19 protein-coding genes and 1 pseudogene are annotated in these 18,736 nt (G+C 70.8%); 10 read left to right on the forward strand and 10 right to left on the reverse strand.

What is annotated here, in order from left to right; translation table 11 throughout:
* Nucleotides 1–5: 5 nt before the first annotated feature.
* Together AWC19_RS08605 and AWC19_RS08610 are read right to left on the reverse strand one after the other, a co-directional pair.
* Complete coding sequence (locus tag AWC19_RS08605; protein WP_085077643.1) at nucleotides 6–770, reverse strand: endonuclease/exonuclease/phosphatase family protein; 765 nt, start codon at nucleotides 768–770, stop codon at nucleotides 6–8.
* An 18-nt stretch (nucleotides 771–788) separates the two neighbouring features.
* Nucleotides 789–1,745: an acyl-CoA dehydrogenase family protein gene (locus AWC19_RS08610; RefSeq protein ID WP_085077644.1), complete on the reverse strand. Its 957-nt coding sequence runs from the start codon at nucleotides 1,743–1,745 to the stop codon at nucleotides 789–791.
* A 209-nt stretch (nucleotides 1,746–1,954) separates the two neighbouring features.
* On the opposite strand from AWC19_RS08610, the gene AWC19_RS08615 reads away from it, so the two are divergent.
* The gene (locus AWC19_RS08615; RefSeq protein WP_085077645.1) at nucleotides 1,955–2,530 is read left to right on the forward strand and encodes a nucleotidyltransferase; all 576 of its coding nucleotides are present in this window, start codon (nucleotides 1,955–1,957) and stop codon (nucleotides 2,528–2,530) included.
* A 13-nt stretch (nucleotides 2,531–2,543) separates the two neighbouring features.
* On the opposite strand, the gene AWC19_RS08620 is transcribed toward AWC19_RS08615, so the two are convergent.
* A complete protein-coding gene (locus tag AWC19_RS08620) occupies nucleotides 2,544–2,801 on the reverse strand; it encodes a DUF7218 family protein (protein WP_085077646.1) in 258 nt (85 codons plus the stop codon).
* Nucleotides 2,802–2,824: 23 nt separating this feature from the next.
* The gene (locus AWC19_RS08625; RefSeq protein WP_085077647.1) at nucleotides 2,825–4,948 is read right to left on the reverse strand and encodes a catalase; all 2,124 of its coding nucleotides are present in this window, start codon (nucleotides 4,946–4,948) and stop codon (nucleotides 2,825–2,827) included.
* Nucleotides 4,949–5,041: 93 nt separating this feature from the next.
* Between AWC19_RS08625 and AWC19_RS30045 the strand changes: the two genes are divergently transcribed.
* From AWC19_RS30045 to AWC19_RS08640, 4 genes are all read left to right on the forward strand, one after another.
* Entirely contained in the window at nucleotides 5,042–5,371 is a 330-nt protein-coding gene (locus AWC19_RS30045; RefSeq protein ID WP_211284885.1) for a hypothetical protein, read from the forward strand.
* A 370-nt stretch (nucleotides 5,372–5,741) separates the two neighbouring features.
* The gene (locus tag AWC19_RS08630; RefSeq protein ID WP_085077648.1) at nucleotides 5,742–6,920 is read left to right on the forward strand and encodes a glycosyltransferase; all 1,179 of its coding nucleotides are present in this window, start codon (nucleotides 5,742–5,744) and stop codon (nucleotides 6,918–6,920) included.
* Nucleotides 6,917–7,966: a helix-turn-helix transcriptional regulator gene (locus AWC19_RS08635; protein WP_085077649.1), complete on the forward strand. Its 1,050-nt coding sequence runs from the start codon at nucleotides 6,917–6,919 to the stop codon at nucleotides 7,964–7,966. The genes AWC19_RS08630 and AWC19_RS08635 overlap by 4 nt, the downstream gene beginning before the upstream one ends.
* A 52-nt stretch (nucleotides 7,967–8,018) precedes the next feature.
* Nucleotides 8,019–8,453 (forward strand): SRPBCC family protein, encoded by a 435-nt coding sequence (locus tag AWC19_RS08640; RefSeq protein ID WP_085077650.1) that lies wholly within the window; start codon nucleotides 8,019–8,021, stop codon nucleotides 8,451–8,453.
* A 5-nt stretch (nucleotides 8,454–8,458) separates the two neighbouring features.
* Here the strand turns inward: AWC19_RS08640 and AWC19_RS08645 are convergent, their stop codons facing one another.
* Complete coding sequence (locus AWC19_RS08645; RefSeq protein ID WP_245848845.1) at nucleotides 8,459–9,160, reverse strand: FAD-dependent oxidoreductase; 702 nt, start codon at nucleotides 9,158–9,160, stop codon at nucleotides 8,459–8,461.
* 180 nt (nucleotides 9,161–9,340) lie between these two features.
* On the opposite strand from AWC19_RS08645, the gene AWC19_RS08650 reads away from it, so the two are divergent.
* Nucleotides 9,341–10,306 carry an alpha/beta fold hydrolase gene (locus AWC19_RS08650; protein WP_085077651.1) on the forward strand — a complete coding sequence of 322 codons (966 nt, stop codon included), beginning with the start codon at nucleotides 9,341–9,343 and terminating at the stop codon, nucleotides 10,304–10,306.
* Here the strand turns inward: AWC19_RS08650 and AWC19_RS08655 are convergent.
* Nucleotides 10,301–11,644 carry a flavin monoamine oxidase family protein gene (locus tag AWC19_RS08655; RefSeq protein ID WP_085077652.1) on the reverse strand — a complete coding sequence of 448 codons (1,344 nt, stop codon included), beginning with the start codon at nucleotides 11,642–11,644 and terminating at the stop codon, nucleotides 10,301–10,303. The two genes, AWC19_RS08650 and AWC19_RS08655, sit on opposite strands and share 6 nt — an antisense overlap.
* 112 nt (nucleotides 11,645–11,756) lie before the next feature.
* Between AWC19_RS08655 and AWC19_RS08660 the strand changes: the two genes are divergently transcribed.
* A complete protein-coding gene (locus tag AWC19_RS08660) occupies nucleotides 11,757–13,064 on the forward strand; it encodes an MFS transporter (RefSeq protein WP_085077653.1) in 1,308 nt (435 codons plus the stop codon).
* Nucleotides 13,065–13,068: 4 nt separating this feature from the next.
* Entirely contained in the window at nucleotides 13,069–14,442 is a 1,374-nt protein-coding gene (locus AWC19_RS08665; protein WP_085077654.1) for an LLM class flavin-dependent oxidoreductase, read from the forward strand.
* 57 nt (nucleotides 14,443–14,499) lie between these two features.
* Here the strand turns inward: AWC19_RS08665 and AWC19_RS08670 are convergent, their stop codons facing one another.
* Both AWC19_RS08670 and AWC19_RS08675 read right to left on the reverse strand, forming a co-directional pair.
* The gene (locus AWC19_RS08670) at nucleotides 14,500–15,624 is read right to left on the reverse strand and encodes an Rv3169 family protein (protein ID WP_085077655.1); all 1,125 of its coding nucleotides are present in this window, start codon (nucleotides 15,622–15,624) and stop codon (nucleotides 14,500–14,502) included.
* Nucleotides 15,624–16,754, reverse strand: coding sequence for a phosphotransferase family protein (locus AWC19_RS08675; RefSeq protein ID WP_276042796.1), 1,131 nt, complete (start codon nucleotides 16,752–16,754; stop codon nucleotides 15,624–15,626). Before AWC19_RS08675 ends, AWC19_RS08670 begins: the two co-directional genes overlap by 1 nt.
* Before the next feature lie 72 nt (nucleotides 16,755–16,826).
* On the opposite strand from AWC19_RS08675, the gene AWC19_RS08680 reads away from it, so the two are divergent.
* Together AWC19_RS08680 and AWC19_RS08685 are read left to right on the forward strand one after the other, a co-directional pair.
* On the forward strand, nucleotides 16,827–17,429 hold the full coding sequence (locus AWC19_RS08680; protein WP_085077657.1) for a TetR/AcrR family transcriptional regulator: 603 nt from the start codon (nucleotides 16,827–16,829) through the stop codon (nucleotides 17,427–17,429).
* Nucleotides 17,426–18,289: an SDR family NAD(P)-dependent oxidoreductase gene (locus AWC19_RS08685; RefSeq protein ID WP_085077658.1), complete on the forward strand. Its 864-nt coding sequence runs from the start codon at nucleotides 17,426–17,428 to the stop codon at nucleotides 18,287–18,289. Before AWC19_RS08680 ends, AWC19_RS08685 begins: the two co-directional genes overlap by 4 nt.
* Nucleotides 18,290–18,339: 50 nt before the next feature.
* Here the strand turns inward: AWC19_RS08685 and AWC19_RS30470 are convergent, their stop codons facing one another.
* Complete coding sequence (locus AWC19_RS30470; protein WP_245848847.1) at nucleotides 18,340–18,486, reverse strand: hypothetical protein; 147 nt, start codon at nucleotides 18,484–18,486, stop codon at nucleotides 18,340–18,342.
* A gap of 47 nt (nucleotides 18,487–18,533) precedes the next feature.
* Nucleotides 18,534–18,602 (reverse strand): annotated as a pseudogene (locus AWC19_RS31560) (hypothetical protein); the annotation flags it as partial.
* Between the last annotated feature and the right edge of the window lie 134 nt (nucleotides 18,603–18,736).

Consider the following 18,736-nt stretch of genomic DNA (forward strand, 5'->3'; position numbering starts at 1 on the left):
GGGCGTCAGGCGCGCTCCACGTCGACCACCAGCGGCCGGTGATCGGAGATCGGCATCGGTTGCGATTCGACGGCGCCGCCGTGCAGGCCGCGATCGTCGGTCAGGATGTGGTCGAGCTGACGGCGCGGGTCGTCCGCGGGAAACGTCGCCGCGGTCGCCAGCGGGCGCATGCCCGACCAGCGCCGCACCGCCTCGGGTGTCATGTTCAGGTCCCCGGTCAGCAGCCGCGGACCGGGGAAGCCGCGTAGATCGTTCACCAGCCGGCGCAGCTGGCGCCGATTCCAGCCGGGCACGAACGACAGGTGCGTGTTCGCCACCGTCAGCCCGCCCGACGGGGTGTGCAGCTGGGCTATGACCGCCGCGCGGGGCTCCTCGTCGACGATCATCACGCGGTTGGGCCCCGGCAGGTACATGGGAAAGCGCACCGGGATGCGCGGTAGCCGCACCACCTGCCAACTGGCCACCGGATACCGGGACAGCAGCGCGATCCCGTAGGCCGCGGTGCCGGGTTGCTCGTGGCCGGTGGCGGCCATCCACGTCGCCCCCGGGGTGCCCGCGATCGCGGCCACGAACCGGTGCTCGACGGCGCCCATCGCCTCGGCGGCCACGGCGGTCAGGTCGGCGCGATCCGAGCGCGGCTGTTCGCAGTCGACCTCCTGCAGGGCGAGCACGTCGGGATCCAGGCGGCGCACGCACGCGGCCAGCCGCCGCGGGTCCACCCCGTTTCCCACGGTGCGGCCATGCAGGATGTTGAAGGTCGCCACGCGCATGGAGCCGGCGCGGTCCTTTTAGGAAGTGGGCAACGGCCGTTGCCCGGCCAGCCGTCCCAGCTTGGCCAGGTCGCGCTCGGCGTGGCTTTGCCGGATGTAGATGGTCAGGTCGGCGACCCGCTGGGCGTGCCGGCCGTCCTGACACAACGGGCCGGGGCCCAGGGCGCGGCCGGTCCGGGTGATGGCTTCGTCGGCCGCGTGCTCGATGACGGTGCGGGCGCGGCGGGCCAGCAGTTGAGCGGTGCCCGCCCGGTCGAACGGATCGGAATCGATCTGCAGCGCCGCGGCGGCCAGGATCGCGTCCCCGGCGGCGAGCGCGGCGTCGACGGCGCCCAGATGGGCCAGCGCGTAGGCGTCGGCCGAGGTGCTTTTGGCGGAGCGGTAGAGCGGCTCGGCGACGCGGCGCGCCCCGCCGAGCCAGCACGCGGCGACCCCGATCGCGCCATGCCAGAAACCGGGGCGGTTCGGGTAGCCGTCGGGGTCGCCGACGGCGACGGCGTGGGCGTTGGTGAACTGCACCGCGCGGGTGTCGCTGCCGGCCATGCCGACGTTCCACCACGTCGTGGGCAACGGTTTGACGGCGGGCTCGGTGACGGTCACCGCGAACAGCCCGCTGCTGCCGTCTTCGAGCCGGGCGGTCACCAGCGCGTGGGTGCAAAACCCGGCGCCCGAACACCACACCTTGGTGCCGTTTAGGATCACCGCGCCGCCGTTGACGGCGGTGGCGGTCACCAGGGCGTCGGGGGATTCGGCGGTCCACACGGCCCACAGCTGGCCGGACTGGGGGGGCTTGCCGCCCAGCTCATGCAGGATCGCGACCGCGTCGACGTGTGACTCGGCGATGCGGGCCGCCGCGATGTCGTCCTCGGCCAACCTGGACAGGCGTTGCCAGCGTTCGGCGGTGCGTCCGGACGCGGGCAAGGGCAACTCGAGTCGTCCCGACTCCAGCCAGTGCTTGACCAACCCCGCCGTCACGCGAAGTCACCCGCCACCGATCGTTGCGGTCGCCCGGGGCAACGGGCGAATCTCACCGACGGCACGTGGGCTGACATAACTGGATACTTGCCCGGTATCACTATCGCTTAAACGGTCGAAACCCGATGTCGAAACACCGTGTCGAAACCCGATGGGGTGCAGCGCCGGTCAGGTTGCCCCGCCCGACGGCGGGGTATGACCTATGCACCATGACACCCACCGAGACGGCGACCGACGTGTCCGAGTGTCGCGCGCGGCTGCGGGAGGCGCTGCGCGGCGCCGCCTCCGCGCTCAAGGAAAACGGACCGCGGTTCGCGCTGGCCGGCAGCTACGCGCTGTGGGCGTTCGGCGCGCCCGAGCCGAGCCACGACGTGGACCTGGTGGTGGCCGAGTCGGACGTGGCCGGCGCCGAGGCCACGCTGCGCGGCGCCGGGTTCACCGTCGAACACCCGCCCGAGGATTGGCTGTTCAAGGCGCGCGCCGGCGACACGGTCGTCGACGTGTTGTACCGCATCAACGGCGTGCGGGTGGAGCCGGAGCTGCTGGACCGGGCCGAGGTGCGCGACGTGCTGGCCATTGGCATGCCGGTGCTGCCGCCCACCATGGTGCTCATCCAGAAGCTGCGTTCGCTCAACGAACACCACTGCGACTTCGGCACGCTGCTCCCGCCGGTGCGGGCGGTCCGCGAACGGCTGGACTGGGACGAGATCCGCACCCGCACGGCCGACAACGATTACGCGGCCGCGTTTTTGGTGCTGGCGGATCGGCTCGGCCTCACCGGCTGACCGATGGCGGCGGTCAGTGATTGCGCAGTTTGGCGACCAGTTTGTCCTTGGTCAGGCTCGAATAGCCTGAAATGCCAAGCTCTTTGGCCTTCTTCTTCAGTTGCGGCACCGTCCAGTCCGCGTAAGACCCGGACTTGCCGCCCTTGCGGCCGACCGACGACTTGCCCCGGCCCGCGGCCGCGTTGGAAATCCGCGCGGCCTTCTCCTTGGAATCGCCCTTCTTGCGCAATTCCTCGTACATCTTCTCGTTCTTGATCGATGAATTTGGCATGAGTGAACCTCCTGTGGTGATCGTTATGCCGGTACCGGGTCGGTCCGGCGCTCCCAGCAACGATGCCGGGCGAGCGCCGCGGCGAATTGCTCGGCGAATTCGTCGGGCAATTCGTCGGCGGCCGCCGTGGTGGTCACGACGGCTCGGTCGTTGACCACGGCGGTATTTTCGGCGAGACGCGTGTCGATGTTCGCCGACCGCAGCAGGTCGATCCCCGCGCCGTAGGCGCCGATCGGCTTGAGGTGCTTGTAGGCCTCGATCAAAAAATGCATGGCGTAGCCGTCACCGCTCAGCGTCGCCACCGAGTCCGGTCCGCAGGCCACCACGACCGCGTCGTAGAGCACCGACGCCATCGTGGTGAACGCCCGGTCGACGGGCAGTTCGCCGCCCGACCCGCCGCGCAGGGTCCCACCGGCGACGGGCGCCAGCACCTCGACGATCGCGCCGCGCTGCGCCATGAGGCCCTTGAAGCGCTGCGTGCCGACGACGTCGACCCCGTCGGCGGCCAGCACGGCGATCTTGCGGGTCGCGATGGTGTCGCCGCCACCGATCTGTGACCCGCCGATTTGGGATAGAGCCGGCGACGCGGGCACCGCGCCGTCGACGGCCTCTTCGGGCGGCTCGGGCAGTCCCAGCTTCGCCGCCACCCGGCCGGCCAGCTCGCCGTCGACGCGGGCGAGCTGGGCCACCACCGCCGAGCGGATGTCGGGGACCTCGACCTTGCCGAGCTCGAACGCGAACGCGGCGACGATGTGTTCGGCCTCGACCGCCGACATGCTCTTCCAGAACATCCGGGCCTGGCCGTAGTGATTCTCGAAGGACTTGGCGCGCTTGCGCATCGTCGCACCGTCGGTGCGCTGGGTGTAGTGGCGGAAGACGTCCTCGGTGGCCAGTGCCGGGCACCCGCCCCCGATGGTGTTTTTGTAGTAGCTGGACCGGCCCTGCGGGATGGTGTGCTGGGAGTAGCCGTCGTGCTGGTTGGTGCGCACCTCGGCCACCGGCCGGTTGACCGGCAGCTGCGCAAAGTTTGGGCCGCCCAGGCGAATCAGCTGGGTGTCCAGGTAGGAGAAGTTGCGGAACTGCAGCAGCGGGTCGTTGGTGAAGTCGATGCCGGGCACCACGTTGGCGGTGTGGAAGGCCACCTGCTCGGTCTCGGCGAAGAAGTTGTCCGGATTGCGGTTCAGCACCATCTTGCCCACCGGTCGGACCGGAACCTGTTCTTCGGGAATGATTTTCGTGGCGTCGAGCAGGTCGAAGTCGAACTTGAACTCGTCTTCCTCGGACACCAGCTGCACCCCCAGCTCCCATTCCGGGTATTGGCCCGACTCGATGGCCTCCCACAGGTCGCGCCGGTTGTAATCCGGGTCCTTGCCGGCGATTTTCTGGCATTCGTCCCAAATCAGCGAGTGCACGCCCAGGCGCGGCTTCCAGTGGAACTTCACGAAAGTGCCTTCGCCCCGGGCGTTTACCAGCCGGAAGGTGTGCACGCCGAAGCCCTGCATCATCCGGTAGCTGCGCGGCAGCGCGCGGTCGGACATCAGCCACATTATGGCGTGCAGCGTCTCGGGCTGCAGCGAGACGAAGTCCCACAGTGTGTCGTGGGCCGACGCAGCTTGCGGAATCTTGTTGTGCGGCTCGGGTTTTACCGCGTGCACGAAGTCGGGGAACTTGATGCCGTCCTGGATGAAGAAGACCGGGAAGTTGTTGCCGACGAGGTCGTAGTTGCCCTGGTCGGTGTAGAACTTGGTGGCGAACCCGCGCACATCGCGGACGGTGTCGGCCGACCCGCGCGAGCCGGCCACCGTGGAAAACCGCACGAACACCGGTGTTTTGGTGCCCGGTGTGGTGAGGAATTTCGCGGCGGTGTATTCCGAGAGCCAGCCGTCGTAGGGCTCGAAGAACCCGTACGCCCCGGCCCCGCGCGCGTGCACCACCCGCTCGGGGATGCGCTCGTGGTCGAAGTGCGTGAGCTTTTCCCGGGCGTGAAAGTCCTCCAGCAGGGTAGGACCGCGCTCGCCCGCGGTCAGCGAGTCGTCGGTGTGATCGACGCGGACGCCCTGCTGCGTGGTCAGGTAACCGGTGTCACGCGGGAACCGCGCCGGATCGAGGTCGCGCTGCTTCGGATCGGACGTGTTGTCTGTGCCCATTGCTCGCGGTTACCACCCTGGGCCGGCTGCAAAACGGTTCGGCCACGATCTATCCAGCCGGCGTGCGGTCACATAGCGTTCATCGGGGTAGTCGTGGCACGTGATGGACGCGGCCCGCAACCGCGGCGAGTTGCGTGCCGTGGTAGCGATCGGTGCGTCGGCGCTGGGTTCAAAGCGCTCTCGGGCCTCGCCGCGGGACTCTGCGCCGTCCAACCGCAGTCGTCGCCGGTCCGGCGGCGGGCGCGTACCCAGCTTCCCCTCGCTCGCTCCGGGGTCGGGCTGGCCCGCGCCCTGGTCACCGGCCGGCCCACCAGGTGGGACGCCCGTGACCTGATTCCCGTGGCCGCCACGGTGGCAACCGTCTTCGTCGCAAACGTCCTCGACCACACCGACAGCGCGCCGGTGCCGATCCTCGACAGCTAGCGGGACGCGGTCACCGTGGCTGTCGAGGACGGCAGCGACCGCCTGCCCGGGCGGTACGAAGGCGCCGACCGCGGCGCCGAGGTCGTCTCGGGTCTGGCCATCGTCTCGGCGCTGTGCCGGGCGTAGGGCTGCCATCCCCACGCCCACGGGCAAGCTGGGGATTGGTCGGTCGCGAGAGCTTGCTGTCGCCCCGCGAATATTTTCGAGTCCTTCAGCGCATCACCCGCTGCCCACCGGTTCAGCGGCGACGTCACAGTTGCGGCGCCGCCACCGTCGGCCTGGGACCAACGTGGTGGCCCCGGGCGGCGTTTTCGCAGGGGCCGTGCCGGGTAGACCCGGTCTTGACGGCTGCGGCCGGAGGGAGCGGGGAATGAGGATCGCGATCGTTGCCGGTGACGACCTCGTCGGCGACGACGCCCAGCAGCTTTGCGTCGCGCTCGCGGACCGCGGGCACGACGCGACCGCCTACGTTCGGCAGCCCAAGCGCCGGTCGACGCGGGCGCGAGCCGAGCGCGGCTGCCGAGTCGTGGCGCTACGCGTCGGGCCCCGGGCGGCGACCTCGGGCGCGGCGCTGCTGCCCTACGTCGGGGACTGGGCGGCAACCCTCGAACGGGAGTGGTCAGCGCGGCGGCCCGATGTCGTGCACGCCTATGGCTGGCTGGGCGGGTTGGCCGCCCAACTCGCGGCGGGGCGGCGCGGGATTCCGACCGTCCAGAGCTTTCATGGGCTGGCCGCGACGTCGGGCGAGTGTTCGCGTTGTGCCGGGGAACGCGGACGGATCGAGCCGCTGCTGGCGCGTGGCGCGGCGTGGGTGACGGCCGAGTCCACCGCGGACGTCGACGCGCTGGCGCGGCTGCGGCGCAGCCGGGGGCGGATCTCCAGCCTGGGCAGCGGCGTGGATGTCGAGCGATTCACCCCGGTGGGGCCCGCGGATGCCAAGCAGGGCCCGCATCGTGTCGTGAGCCTGGGGCCGGACCCGCGGCCGGTTAACGGGTTTGACGTTGTCATCCGTGCCCTGCCCAGGGTCGCGGGCGCCGAGCTCGTCGTCGCGGAAACCGGCCGCGGCGCCCCCGACCACGACGCGGACCGCGCCCGGCTCGAGGGTCTCGCCGCCGAATTGGGGGTGGCCGACCGGGTCCGGTTCGCGGGCGCGGTCGACGGCGCCGAACTGCCGGCCCTGCTGCGATCGGCCGACCTGGTGGCCTGCACACCGCGCCGGCCACCGCGCGCGACACCGGTGTTACAGGCCATGGCCTGCGGGGTGGCGGTGGTCGCCCTGCCGGTCGGGGTCCTGCCGGACGTCGTGGTTGATGCCGTCACCGGGGTCGTGCTGCGCCAACACACCCCCGCCGCGCTTGCCGCCGCGTTGAGAAACCTTCTGCCGCAAAGCTTTCAGTGCGACAGCATGGGCGCTGCCGGTCGAAGCCGCGCGGTGTCGCGCTTCACCTGGGACCGGATGGCGCTCGACGCGCTGAACATTTACCGCCAGGCCGCCACACTCGGGTCCACCACGGTGTCGCCCGCCGCCCATCGCGCGGGCACCCGGTGACCACGACCCTCACCGGCGCGGCACCGGGCGGTGCGGTCGACGCCGGCGCGATCCACGTCGACCTCCGTCCCGCCCGTCACGCGTTCGCGCGCGATCCGAATCCGGCCCCGCCTCGCTATGAGCAATTCCGCACCGTCGAACCCGAGGCGGCGCGACTGTTCTTCGGGGGCGCCTACACGCCGGGCTGGCGGGTCCGGGGGCCCGCGAACCGCTCGGCCGTCACCCATCGGCGCTGCGCGGCCGGCCCGGTCACGATCGACGAGGTGCTGATTCAAGGGCGGCTAAGCGTCGAGATTCCCCCCGCCGACACCGTGGTCGTGATCCAACCCCGCGCGGGAACGCTGGCGGTGCCGGGCACCCCGTTCCCGCAGGTGGACTGCCCGGTGCTGGTGGCCCACGGCATGTCGTGCGCGCTTCAAGTCAACGACGGCCGCTTCGACGTGGTGACACTGAGGGCTGAGGCGTTGGCCAATGCCGCCGCCGAGTCGCATCCGCCGTTGTCGCAGCAGATCCGGTTCTTAAGCCCCCGCCCCCGCTCGCGCGGCGCCGTGCTCGCATGGCGTCGGGCTCTGGACTACGCGACGGCGACCCTGGCCGCCCCGGACACCGCCCGGCAGCCCCTGGTGGTCGCGACGGTGGCCCCCGTGCTGGCCGGCGCGCTGCTCGAGTGCTACCCGTCCAACCTGACCGAGCTGGACCCCGCCAGCGACTCCGCGCTCTCGGAGACGCTCAAGGACGCGGCGGCCTTCATCCACCGTCACGCCGCCTCGGACATCGGCATCAACGACGTTGCGGGCGCGGTACACCTGACGCCCAGGGCGGTGCAGTACCTGTTCCGGCGCCAGCTCGACACCACGCCTACCGAGTACCTGCGCCGCGTCCGGCTGCACTGCGCGCATCGGGAGCTGACCGCCGGGGCACCGTCCGCCACCACCGTCACCGAGATCGCGCGGCGCTGGGGCTTCGCCCACACCGGCCGGTTCGCGGTGCTTTACCGGCAGCACTACGGGCAAAGCCCGCACACAACGCTTAAACACATGGCTTAGCCCGGATGGCTTAGCCCGGATGGCTTAGCCCGGCCGCGTCTAGCATGGTCGAATGGTCGAAATTCACGTCGAGCGCACCATCGACGCGCCGGTGGAGCAGGTCTTCGATTGGCTGGCCGACCCGGTCAACCTGGCCGCCGCACCGCTGGCCCTGCGCGCGCGGTACGCGAAGGATTCGCCGGGGCCCGGCGCCGGCGCGGTCCGCGAGGTGCTCTGCGTCGGCAGCTGGTTCCGCGAGGAGATCACGGCCTACGACCGGCCCCGCAGCTATTCGTATTTGATCGTGCGGTCGGTTCCGCCGTTCAACCACGAGGGTGGCACCCTGACGTTCACCGCTTCGGAGAGCGGCACCCACGTCGACTGGCTGAGCCACTACACCCACCCCGTCCGGGCCGGGGGCAGGCTGCTCGAAAGGGTCACGTATCCGCTTCTGCGGTCCAGCTTTTCGGCGATCCTCGACGCGTGCGCGCGGCGGCTGGCGAAGTAGCCCCGTCACCCGCTCAATCGGTGCGTCAGCCGGCCCGCGGCGTCTCGGCCGCTGACCACGGCGCCGGTCACGGTGGCCGGATCCGGGCGCGTGCAACGAGTAGGCGCCGCGCGCGTCGGGGTCGAGAGTCCACTTCGAGGAGCGGACGTCGACGACATCGACGGCGCCGTTGTCGTCGCCGAAGAGTCGCCGGGCGACGGCGCGGCGGCCATCAGGTCGCCGGGTGCGGACGACTCCGCCGACCGGCCGCGCTCACCGGCGTTGAACGCCAACACGACCGGGCCCGCCGCGCTCGGCAGCGCGAACCACTGCGACCATACCCCCGGCGCGGTGCCGAGGAATTGGTAGAAGGCGTTGTCCACGTTCCAGGTTCGCCGGGCGAAACGGAAAAAGCCCTTGGACAGCGCGCCGAACCCCAGCGCGTTCACCGCGCGGGTGTGTCCGTCGGGAAGCGGCGGATCGAACGCGACGGCACCGGATTTCAGCACCCCCAGCGGGACGGTGACGATCGCGGCGGCGCCCTCGAACGAGCGGCTTCCGGCGGCGGTGACCCGGGTGCCCAGCACGATCTTTAGGCCGCCGGCCAACAGCCGGGGCACGAGCACCGACTTGGTGCCGGGCGTCGGCGGGTGACCCGTCGCGCAGGCGGCCGCCAGCCCACCTCCCACCGCGCACGTCGAGGCCGCGAGAAACCCCCGACGGCTCATCGGGGACACGTCTATCAGCGTCCCACACCGCGACGGGCCGCGGGCGCCGCTCGTTGCGCGTTCCTGCTCGAATTTCCGGCGCGTATCGGCCGATTTCGCCGCGTCCGTCGTTGGGTGCGAGCTAAACTCGCGTACAGCCTCAGGTGCGGCGATGGGGCCGCGTTCGAAGGGGGAGCGGCGATGGGTGTGGCGCGATCGACTCGGAATACCGGGCGGCTCCCCGCCGAACTGCCGCCGAGCCGCAACCTGACCGTGCGCGCGGTCGACGGAACCCCTTTGCACACCGAGGTTTTCGGACCGCCCGACGGCTACCCCATCATGCTGACGCACGGCATCACCTGCGCGATCCGGGCCTGGGCGCACCAGATCGCCGATCTGGCAACCGAATACCGGGTGATCGCGTTCGACCACCGCGGGCACGGGCGCAGCGGGGTTCCGCGCCGTGGCGGCTACAGCCTGGAACTGCTTGCCTCCGACCTGGATTCGGTCCTCGAGGCGACGCTGGGACCGCGCGAGCGCGCGGTGCTGGCCGGGCACTCGATGGGCGGCATCGCGATCGCCGCCTGGTCGACGCACTACCGCGACAAGGTGCGCCGCCGTGCCGACGCCGTGGCGCTGCTCAACACCACGACCGGGGACCTGGTGCGGGAGGTCAGGCTGCTCGCCGTGCCGCGCGAGTTGCGCGGATTCGCCGAGGCGCGGATCTTGGCCGCCCGCGGCCTGGTCAACGTCTTCGGCGGGCTCCCGGTGCCCACCGCGGCCCGGATCCCCAGCCGCTACGTCGTCGCCATGCTGGCGGTCGGACGCGACGCGGACCCGAGCGCCGCCCGGATCATCTACGAGCTGTTCGCGCAGACCTCGCCCGCCGGGCGCGACGGGTGCGCCAAGATGCTCGTCGACGCGCTGGGGTCACGGCATCTGCACCTGGACGGCTTGACGGTGCCCACCTTGGTCATCGGCAGCGAACGCGATCGCCTGACGCCGATCGCCCAGTCCCGCAGGATCGCCCGCACCGCGCCGAATGTCATCGGCCTCGTCGAGCTGCCCGGCGGGCACTGCTCGATGCTCGAACACCCCGGCGAGGTCAGCCGGCACCTGCGGGCGCTGGCCGAATCGGTGAGCCGCGAGGTCCGGATCAGCTCATAGCAGGGCGGCGACCGCGGCGGCCGCGCGCCGGCCGGACCTGACGGCGCCGTCGAGGAACCCGGTCCATTCGTCGGCGGTCTCGGTGCCGGCCCAATGGATCGGCCCGACCGGCTCGCGCAACCACCGGCCGAATCGTGTCCACGAGCCCGGCGGCACCGCCGCCGTCGGGCCGCCCGGCGCGAAACCCTCTGCGCCCCAACGATGGTCGACATAGTCGAGCGGCCCCAGCGCGTCGTCGCCGAACAGCGACGCGAAGCAGCGCAGCGCGTCGCGGCGGCGCTGCTCGGGGGGAAGCTGGTCGAAGGCGCGGGCGTCGACGAATCCCATCAGGACGCCCGGCCCGGCCGCGTGCGGGCTGACGTCGAAGGTGATGAACACCGGGCCCTCGTCGGACAGCGCCTGCCCCGAGAACCCGTCGGCGCGCCAGAACGGCGTCTCGTAGGCGGCGTAGGCCTTGCTGAGCCGGCCCAGCGGCCAGTGCCGGGCGAGCTGGTAATACTCGGCGGGCAACGGGGGAGCGAACTCGATCGAGGCGCGATGGGCCGGCGGGATCGCGACGATGACGAACCCCGCCGCCGCGGAGACGGCGTCGCTTTCGACCCTCACCCCGGCGCCGTGGCGCTCGATGCGGCGCACCGGCGCGCCGAGCACGACGCGCGGGCCCAGTTCGGCGGCCGCCGCCTGGGCGATCTGCTGGGTGCCGCCCGGGAAACGGTCCTGCTGGGCGCCGTTTTCCACGTCGAGCAGCCGGTCCAGGCCGCCGGCGGCGTGGGTGTAGCGGGCGGCGTGCAGCATCGACACCTCGCCGGGTTCGCACCCCCAGGTCACGCGGGCCACGATGGCTATCAGGTCAACGGAGGAGGCGCTCGCGCGCACCGAGCGCAACCACTCGCCGAGCGACATGCCGTCCAGCTCGCGCGCGCGGCGCGCCTCCCACGGCGCGGCCACCGGCACGGCGCGGGCGATCCTGTCGAATTGCCAACGCAGCCGGCCGATGTCGAGCAGCCCGGTGAGCGAAAGCTTGGGAATGGTGCCGCGGTAGGAGCGGGTCCCGCCGCGCCATCGGATGACGTTCTTGCCGTCGTGGTGGGTCGGGACGGTCGGGATGTCGAGCTCGGCCGCCAGCGCCAGGACGGCGTCTTGGGTCGGCCCGACGAACGTGCCGCCCAGGTCGGCGGGCCATCCCGCGACGCTGCCCGTCAACGAGCGCCCGCCGACGCGGTCACGGCCCTCGAAGACCAGCACGTCGTGGCCCTGCCGCGTCAGCTCGCGCGCCGCGGACAGCCCGGCAAAGCCGGCACCGACGACGACAACGTCGACGATCCGCGGCTTTGTCACATCGTCTAGTCAACCGCATCGCGACCGTTTCGCAGAATTTTCGACCGGCCGTTCGCATCACGGCGATGGCAACCATGGGCCGGCGGCGAAGTCCTGCATAACCTGCGACCACGTGATTGTCACCGCCCCGGCCGCGGCTGCCGACACCAGATCGCAGCTCCGGACCGTCGCCGTCAGCAGCTTTATCGGCACCACGATCGAGTGGTACGACTTCTACCTGTACGCGACCGCGTCCGCGCTGGTGTTCAAACCGTTGTTCTTTCCAAACATCTCGCCCACCGCCGGGACGCTGGCGTCCTTCGCCACGTATGCCGCCGGGTTCGGCGCCCGGCCGGTCGGCGCCATCGTGTCGGGCCACTTCGGGGACCGGCTCGGCCGCAAGGCCGTCCTCGTCGGCGCCCTGCTCGTGATGGGTCTGGTCACCACCGCGATCGGGGCGCTGCCGACCTATCGCGAGGCGGGGCTGCTCGCGCCCGCGCTGCTCGCGACGCTGCGGGTGTTGCAGGGCCTGGCCGTGGGCGCCGAGTGGGGTGGTGCGGCGGTGCTATCGGTCGAGCATGCGCCGCCCGGGCGGCGCGGGCTGTTCGGCAGCTTTACCCAGCTGGGCTCCCCGGCCGGCATGTTGCTGGCGTCCTCCGTCTTTTTCGTGACGCGCAGGGCCACCGGTGCGGCCGGTTTTCTCGCGTCCGGATGGCGAATTCCCTTCCTGGCCAGCGTGATCCTGGTGATCATCGGTCTGGTCGCGCGGCTGCGGCTTTCCGACGCCGAGGTTTTCGAGCGCCTCCGGCGCCGCGGCGAGCTGGCGCGGCTGCCGGTGCTCGAGGTGCTGCGGGCTCAGCCGCGCAATGTCGTGATCACGACCGGGTTGCGGATGTCACAGATCGCGCTGTTCGTGCTGCTGACCACGTATTCGCTTAGCTACCTTCAGGGTTCGTTCGGCAAGGACAGCGGGGTCGGCCTGGCGGCGGTGCTGATCTCGTCTGCCGTCGGGTTGCTCAGCACCCCGGGCTGGGCGCTGTTGTCGGACCGCATCGGGCGGCGGCCACCGTACCTGTTCGGGGCGCTGGCGGGCGTCGCGGCCCTGGCGTTGTTCTTCGCCGCCGCCGGAAGCGGCTCGACGGTCGCGGTGGTGGCGGCGATCGTGTTCGGCATCAACGTCGTTCACGACGCGATGTATGGTCCGCAGGCCGCGTGGTTCGCCGAACTGTTCGATACCCGGGTGCGCTACAGTGGCTCGTCGCTGGGCTACCAGATCGGAGCTGTGCTGTCCGGAGGGTTCGCGCCGTTGATCGCCGCGGCCCTGCTGGTCGCCGGCGGCGGCCGGCCCTGGCTGATCGTCGCGTATTTCGCGGCGTTGGCGGCCATCACGGTCGCGGCGGCCTACGCGGCCGAGGAAACCTACGCGGACGACATCGGGTGAGCACATGAGCAGGATCTTCCTCAACGCCTTCGACATGGCCTGCGTCGGCCACCAGTCGGCGGGGCTGTGGCGCCACCCCGAGGACCAGGGCCATCGCTACCGCGAACTCGGCTACTGGACCGAGCTGGCCCGCATTCTGGAAGGCGGCGGCTTCGACGCGCTGTTTCTGGCCGACGTGCTCGGCGCCTACGACGTGTACGGCGGCTCGCGGGACGCGGCGGTGCGCGACGCCGCGCAGTTTCCGGTCAACGACCCGACCGCGGCCGTCTCGGCGATGGCGGCGGTGACCGAAACCCTCGGGTTCGGGATCACGCTGTCGCTGACCTACGAGCAGCCCTACGCGCTGGCCCGCAGGCTCACGACGCTCGACCACCTCACCGGGGGCCGGGTGGCCTGGAACATCGTGACGTCGTATCTCGACAGCGCCGCACGCAATCTCGGCCTGCAGACCCAGATTCCGCACGATCAGCGCTACGAGATCGCCGACGAATACCTCGAGGTCTGCTACAAGCTGTGGGAGGCGTCGTGGGAACCCGGTGCCGTGCTGCGTGACGCCGAGCGGGGCGTCTTCACCGACCCGGCCAAGGTCCACGACATCGAGCACAAGGGCCGCTACTTCTCCGTCCCGGGGCCCTTCCTGTGCGAACCTTCGCCGCAACGCACGCCGGTGCTGTTTCAGGCCGGCGCCTCGCCGCGCGGGGTGAAATTCGCGGCGGCCCACGCCGAGGCCGTGTTCGTCTCCGGCCCCACCCCGCAGGTCGTCCGCGGACCGGTGCGCGCCTTGCGGGCCGCCGCCGCCGAGCTGGGCCGAGATCCCCGTTCCATCAAGGTGTTCACGATGGTCACCCCGGTCGTCGCCGAAACCCGCGAACGGGCCGTCGCCAAACTGGACGAATACCGGCGCTTCGTCAGCCGCACGGGCGCGCTGGCGCTCTTCGGGGGCTGGACCGGCGTGGACCTGGCCGAGCTCGACCCCGACGAACCGCTGCGCTACGTCGAGACCGACGCCAACCGGTCGGCGCTGGCGTCGTTCACCACCGCGGCGCCCGAACGCACCTGGACCGTACGGGAATTGGCCGCCGAGATCGGCATCGGCGGGCGGGGCCCGGTGCTGGCCGGTTCGCCAGCGGAGGTGGCCGACGAGCTCGAGCGCTGGGTCGCCGAGGCCGACGTCGACGGGTTCAACGTCGCCTATGTCACCACCCCTGGCACCTTCGTCGACTTCGCCAAATACGTTGTGCCCGAACTGCGTCGGCGCGGCCGGGTGCCCGACGGGGTCCCGTCGTCGACGTTGCGGGAGCGGCTGGGCGGCTCCGGGCCGTTATTGCCGGACGACCACCCGGGCGCGGCGTACCGGCGCTCGCCGTCGTCGGGCTAGGTCGATGGCCCGACTCCTGACTCGCGCCGTGCCGGCGCTCGCCGTCGTCGGGCTAGGCTAGGGCGCGACCGTTAACCAGTCGGAGAACCCCGACGGGTCGTGGCGGCCGAGCGCGCCGTGCTCGTAGAGCCCCCAGCCCTCGACCGGATCACCGTCGCCGTCGCGGCACAGCGCGCGGCCGACGTGGTCGATCACGCCGAAGCCGGAGCGCGCGACGATCGCCGGGTCGGTCATGTCGTAGGTCAGCCGCTCGACGAATTTCTCGCCCTTCCACATGCCGTGCAGCCAGTCGGAGTCGCCGCCGTAGCCGCCGCCGACGTGGATTGGCACCGGCAGCTTGGACTCGACGTCGAAGTGCACCGGGGTGCCGTCGGGGGCCGTCGCGTCGATCGTGGCGCCGGTGGAGATCCGGGTGCCGGAGCGGTAGTGGATTTTCACGCGCGGCCAGCCGAGCTGTTCGACGCGGCCGTCGCGCCAGACCCGGGTGCAGTCGTTGAGCGAGCGGAACCCGTTGGGCTCCTCCTGGATGATCAGCACGATCGCGAACTCGTCGAAGGCCATCGGCACGTACAGCCACCACATGCCCTCGAACGGCGGGTCGGCGGGCCGGCCCGCGGGCTCGGGCTCGCCGATCGGGCGGATGCCCCAGGACCGGTCGCGGCTGCCGATCCAGGTCGCCGGGTCGACGGCGATCTCCTCGCCGTCGATGGCGATGCGACCGCTCCAGCTGCCCAGCTGGGCGAACCGCTGGGCGTCCAGCGTGACGCGGTTGCCCGACCGCAGGACGTGCGGCTGCTCCTGGACGACGTCGAACATGCCCTCCCACGTGAGATCGGCTGCGATGCCCTCGGTTTCGTCGAGGACGAGTCGGAGCTTGCGCAGCGGTTCGCTGACCTCGATGCGGTAGCCGTTGACGCGCTGGTTGAGCCGGTCGGCGTCGATGGCGTCGGACAGGTGCACCGCGGTCTGGGTGTCGCCGCGCCGCGCGAGGAAGAACGCGTCCTTGACGCCGAGGTTGGGGTAGTAGCCGATGCCGCTGACGACGAAGATGTCTCCGGTGCGGTCGTGGGCGTTGAAGTAGGAGCGGTCGTAGAAGTTGCGGTCCGAGCTGCCCGGCCACGCGATCGGCTGGGGGATCTGGTGTACCGGGAACTCGTCGAGCGGTCCGAGTGCCTGCGGCATCAGCTCTCCTCTCCGATCAGGCGCTTCATCAATCCGGCGTGGTAGAACAGCGATTCGACGTCCTCGGGTTTCTCGGTCTCGCCGAAGTGCACCCGCCTCGCGCCGGTGCGCATGAACACGCACGCCCACATCACCCCGGAGTAGACGTAGAACCAGCGCAGGTCGCCGATTTGTACGCCGGTGAGCCGCTCATAAGTGGCGCGAACGTCGTCCTCGCGCATCACGTCGGGCAGTCCGGGCAGCGCGGCCAGGCCGGCCAGTTCCTGAAACACCATGTGCGCGTAGATCATCCACGCGACATCCAGCTCCCGCGGCCCGAGCGTGACCATCTCCCAGTCCAGCACCGCTACCGGCTTGAAGTCCCGGTACAACACGTTGCCCACCCGGGCGTCGCCCCACAGCAGCACCGGCTCGCGCGCGGCGACCTCGGCCGGCCAGTTGTCCTCCAGCCAACCGAAAGTCCGCTCCAGCAAGGGCGATCGGCCGATGTCGGGCACGGCGAAGTCGTACCACCCGCGGACCCAGTTGAAGTGCCGGCGCAGCGCGGTGTCGCCGGGGTGGCCTTCGGTCAGGAAGCCGAAGGTGTTCTCCGCGTTGGGGATCGAGTGCAGCGTGGCCAGCACGCCGACGGTGGCGTCCTGCAGTTCGCGGCGGCGTCCGGCGGGCGCGTCGGCGAACCAGTTGCCGCCGAACGTGTATGGCATCACGTCGGGCGGCACCTCGCCGTCGACGTAGTCCATCACGAAAAACGGCGTCCCCAGGACGCTGCCGGTGGGCTCCAGCCAGCGCACCCGCGGGACGGGGACGTCCGTCAGCTCGCCGACCGTGCGTATCACGTCGAATTGGTGGTCGAGCCGGTAGGTCGGGAACACCTGCACGTCCTCGGCGGTCGGTGCCACGCGGGCCACCAGCTTCTCCTCCACCCGCCGGCCGTCGTGCTGCCAGCGCGCCGTCAGGATGATGGTTTCCGACGACATCCCCGTGGAGTCCACGCCGCTCTCGACGATCACCTCCGGCTCAGCGCGTCCCGCCCCGCCGGGCAGCACCGTCGACAGCCATTGCGACAGCACGCCGGGCAGCGTGCTGACGTCGCGGCTGGACCGCTGGAGTCGGTCGACTTTGTCCAGCATGGGTTCGTTCGGCACGGGTGCCTCCATTCCTCGAGACTTCAGCGAGGCAATTACGATACGGTAGGTAGCGTTATGAAAGCAGACCCATCCGACCTTGACAAGGCCCCTGGCGCCGGCCGCCCGCGGGATCCGCGCATCGATTCGGCGATCCTGTCGGCGACCGCGGAACTGCTTGTGCAGATCGGCTATTCGAACCTCAGCCTGGCCGCCGTCGCCGAGCGGGCCGGCACCACGAAATCGGCGCTGTATCGCCGGTGGTCGAGCAAGGCCGAGCTGGTGCACGAGGCGGCGTTCCCGGCCGCGCCGACCGCGCTCGAGGCGCCGGCCGGCGACATCGCCGCCGACGTCCGGATGATGATCGAGGCCACCCGCGACGTGTTCACCACGCCGGTGGTGCGGGCCGCGCTGCCGGGTCTGGTCGCGGACATGACGGCCGACCCCGCGCTCAACGCCCGGGTGATGTCGCGCTTCGCCGACTTGTTCGCCGCCGTGAGGGCGCGGCTGCGCGAGGCCGTCGAGCGGGGCGAGGCGCACAGTGAGGTGGACCCGGACCGATTGATCGAGCTGATCGGGGGAGCGACGATGCTGCGGATGCTGCTGCGCCCGGAGGAAAAGCTGGACGACACGTGGGTGGAGCAGACCGCCGCGATCGTCGTGCACGGGGTGACGGGATGACCCGGTTAGCGGGCCGGGCCGCGATCGTCACCGGCGCCAGCCGCGGGTTGGGCCGGGCGATCGCGCTGGCCCTCGCGGCCAACGGCGCGGCGGTGGCCGTCGTGGGGCGCACCGAGCAGATGTGGGACGAGCGGCTTCCCGGGACCATCGGCGAGACGGTGGCCGCCATCGAGGCGGCGGGCGGGCGCGCGGTGCCGATCCGCGCCGACCTGACCGACCGCGACGACGTCGACCGGTTGGTGATCGAGGCCCGAAAAGCGTTGGGGCCCATCACGATCCTGGTCAACAACGCGGCGTTCACGGCGCCGGGCCGCCCGCCGGTGCCCGGCCAGCCGCCGCGCGCCAAGGCCGCGAAGGCCGCGGGCGGCAAGCCCGACTGGCCGGGCTTCGTGAGCACGCCGTTGCACGCGTTTCGCCGGCACTTCGACATCGCGGTGTTCGCGGCCTACGAGCTCATGCAACTGGTGTGCCCCGACATGCTCGAGGCGGGCGGCGGCTCGATCGTCAACGTCACCTCCGTCGCGTCGCGAATGCCCGGCGACGGCCCCTATCCCGATCGCACCGGCGGGGTGCTGCCCGGCTACGGCGGTTCCAAGGCGGCGCTCGAGCACCTCACCCAATGCGCGGCCTACGACCTCGCCGACCACCGCATCGCGGTAAACGCGCTGGCGCCGTCCAAGCCGATCCTGACGCCGGGCCTGGCCTACTACGCCCGGGAATTCGTCGACACCGCCCCGGCTGACGAATTCGCCCGCGCCGCAGTGGAGTTGGCGCTGGTCGACGCCGCTTCCGTGACCGGCCGCACCATCGGCCACCTGCAGGTGCTCGACGGCAGCTTTCGGCCGTTCACGCTGGACTAGTCGGCTTTCGCTGCCGTTACCGCGTTGATGATCAGCGCGTATACGCCGTGTCATTGCGGGCGAGTGAATCCCGCGCGCAGCACCAGCTCGGTGGCGCGTCTCTTCGTGCGGGCCTTCCCGCGGCCGCCGGCGGCCAATGTTGGCAGCAGCCACGACGAGATCCGGTCGACGAGCACCAGCCGGCCGCCCGGGCGCATTCCTGGAGCCCGGCTCGTTGGTCCGCCCAGTGGTCGAACGACGTCGTGCTGACGATGAGGTCGAATTTGCAGTCGAGGTACTCGAGATTTTCGGCGACCCGACGGTGAAACGTAATCGATCGTCGAAGGCCGCAACGTCCCGATTGGGCGGCACCGGTTCAGTGTGTCACGAAGCCCTACCTTTCGGACTGTCGGTTGATGGTTCGGGCCAGGAGTGCGGGATGATCAGCCGGTGCTGGTGAGGCAGGTA

It is taken from the genome of Mycobacterium palustre (assembly GCF_002101785.1).
GTDB lineage: Bacteria > Actinomycetota > Actinomycetes > Mycobacteriales > Mycobacteriaceae > Mycobacterium > Mycobacterium palustre.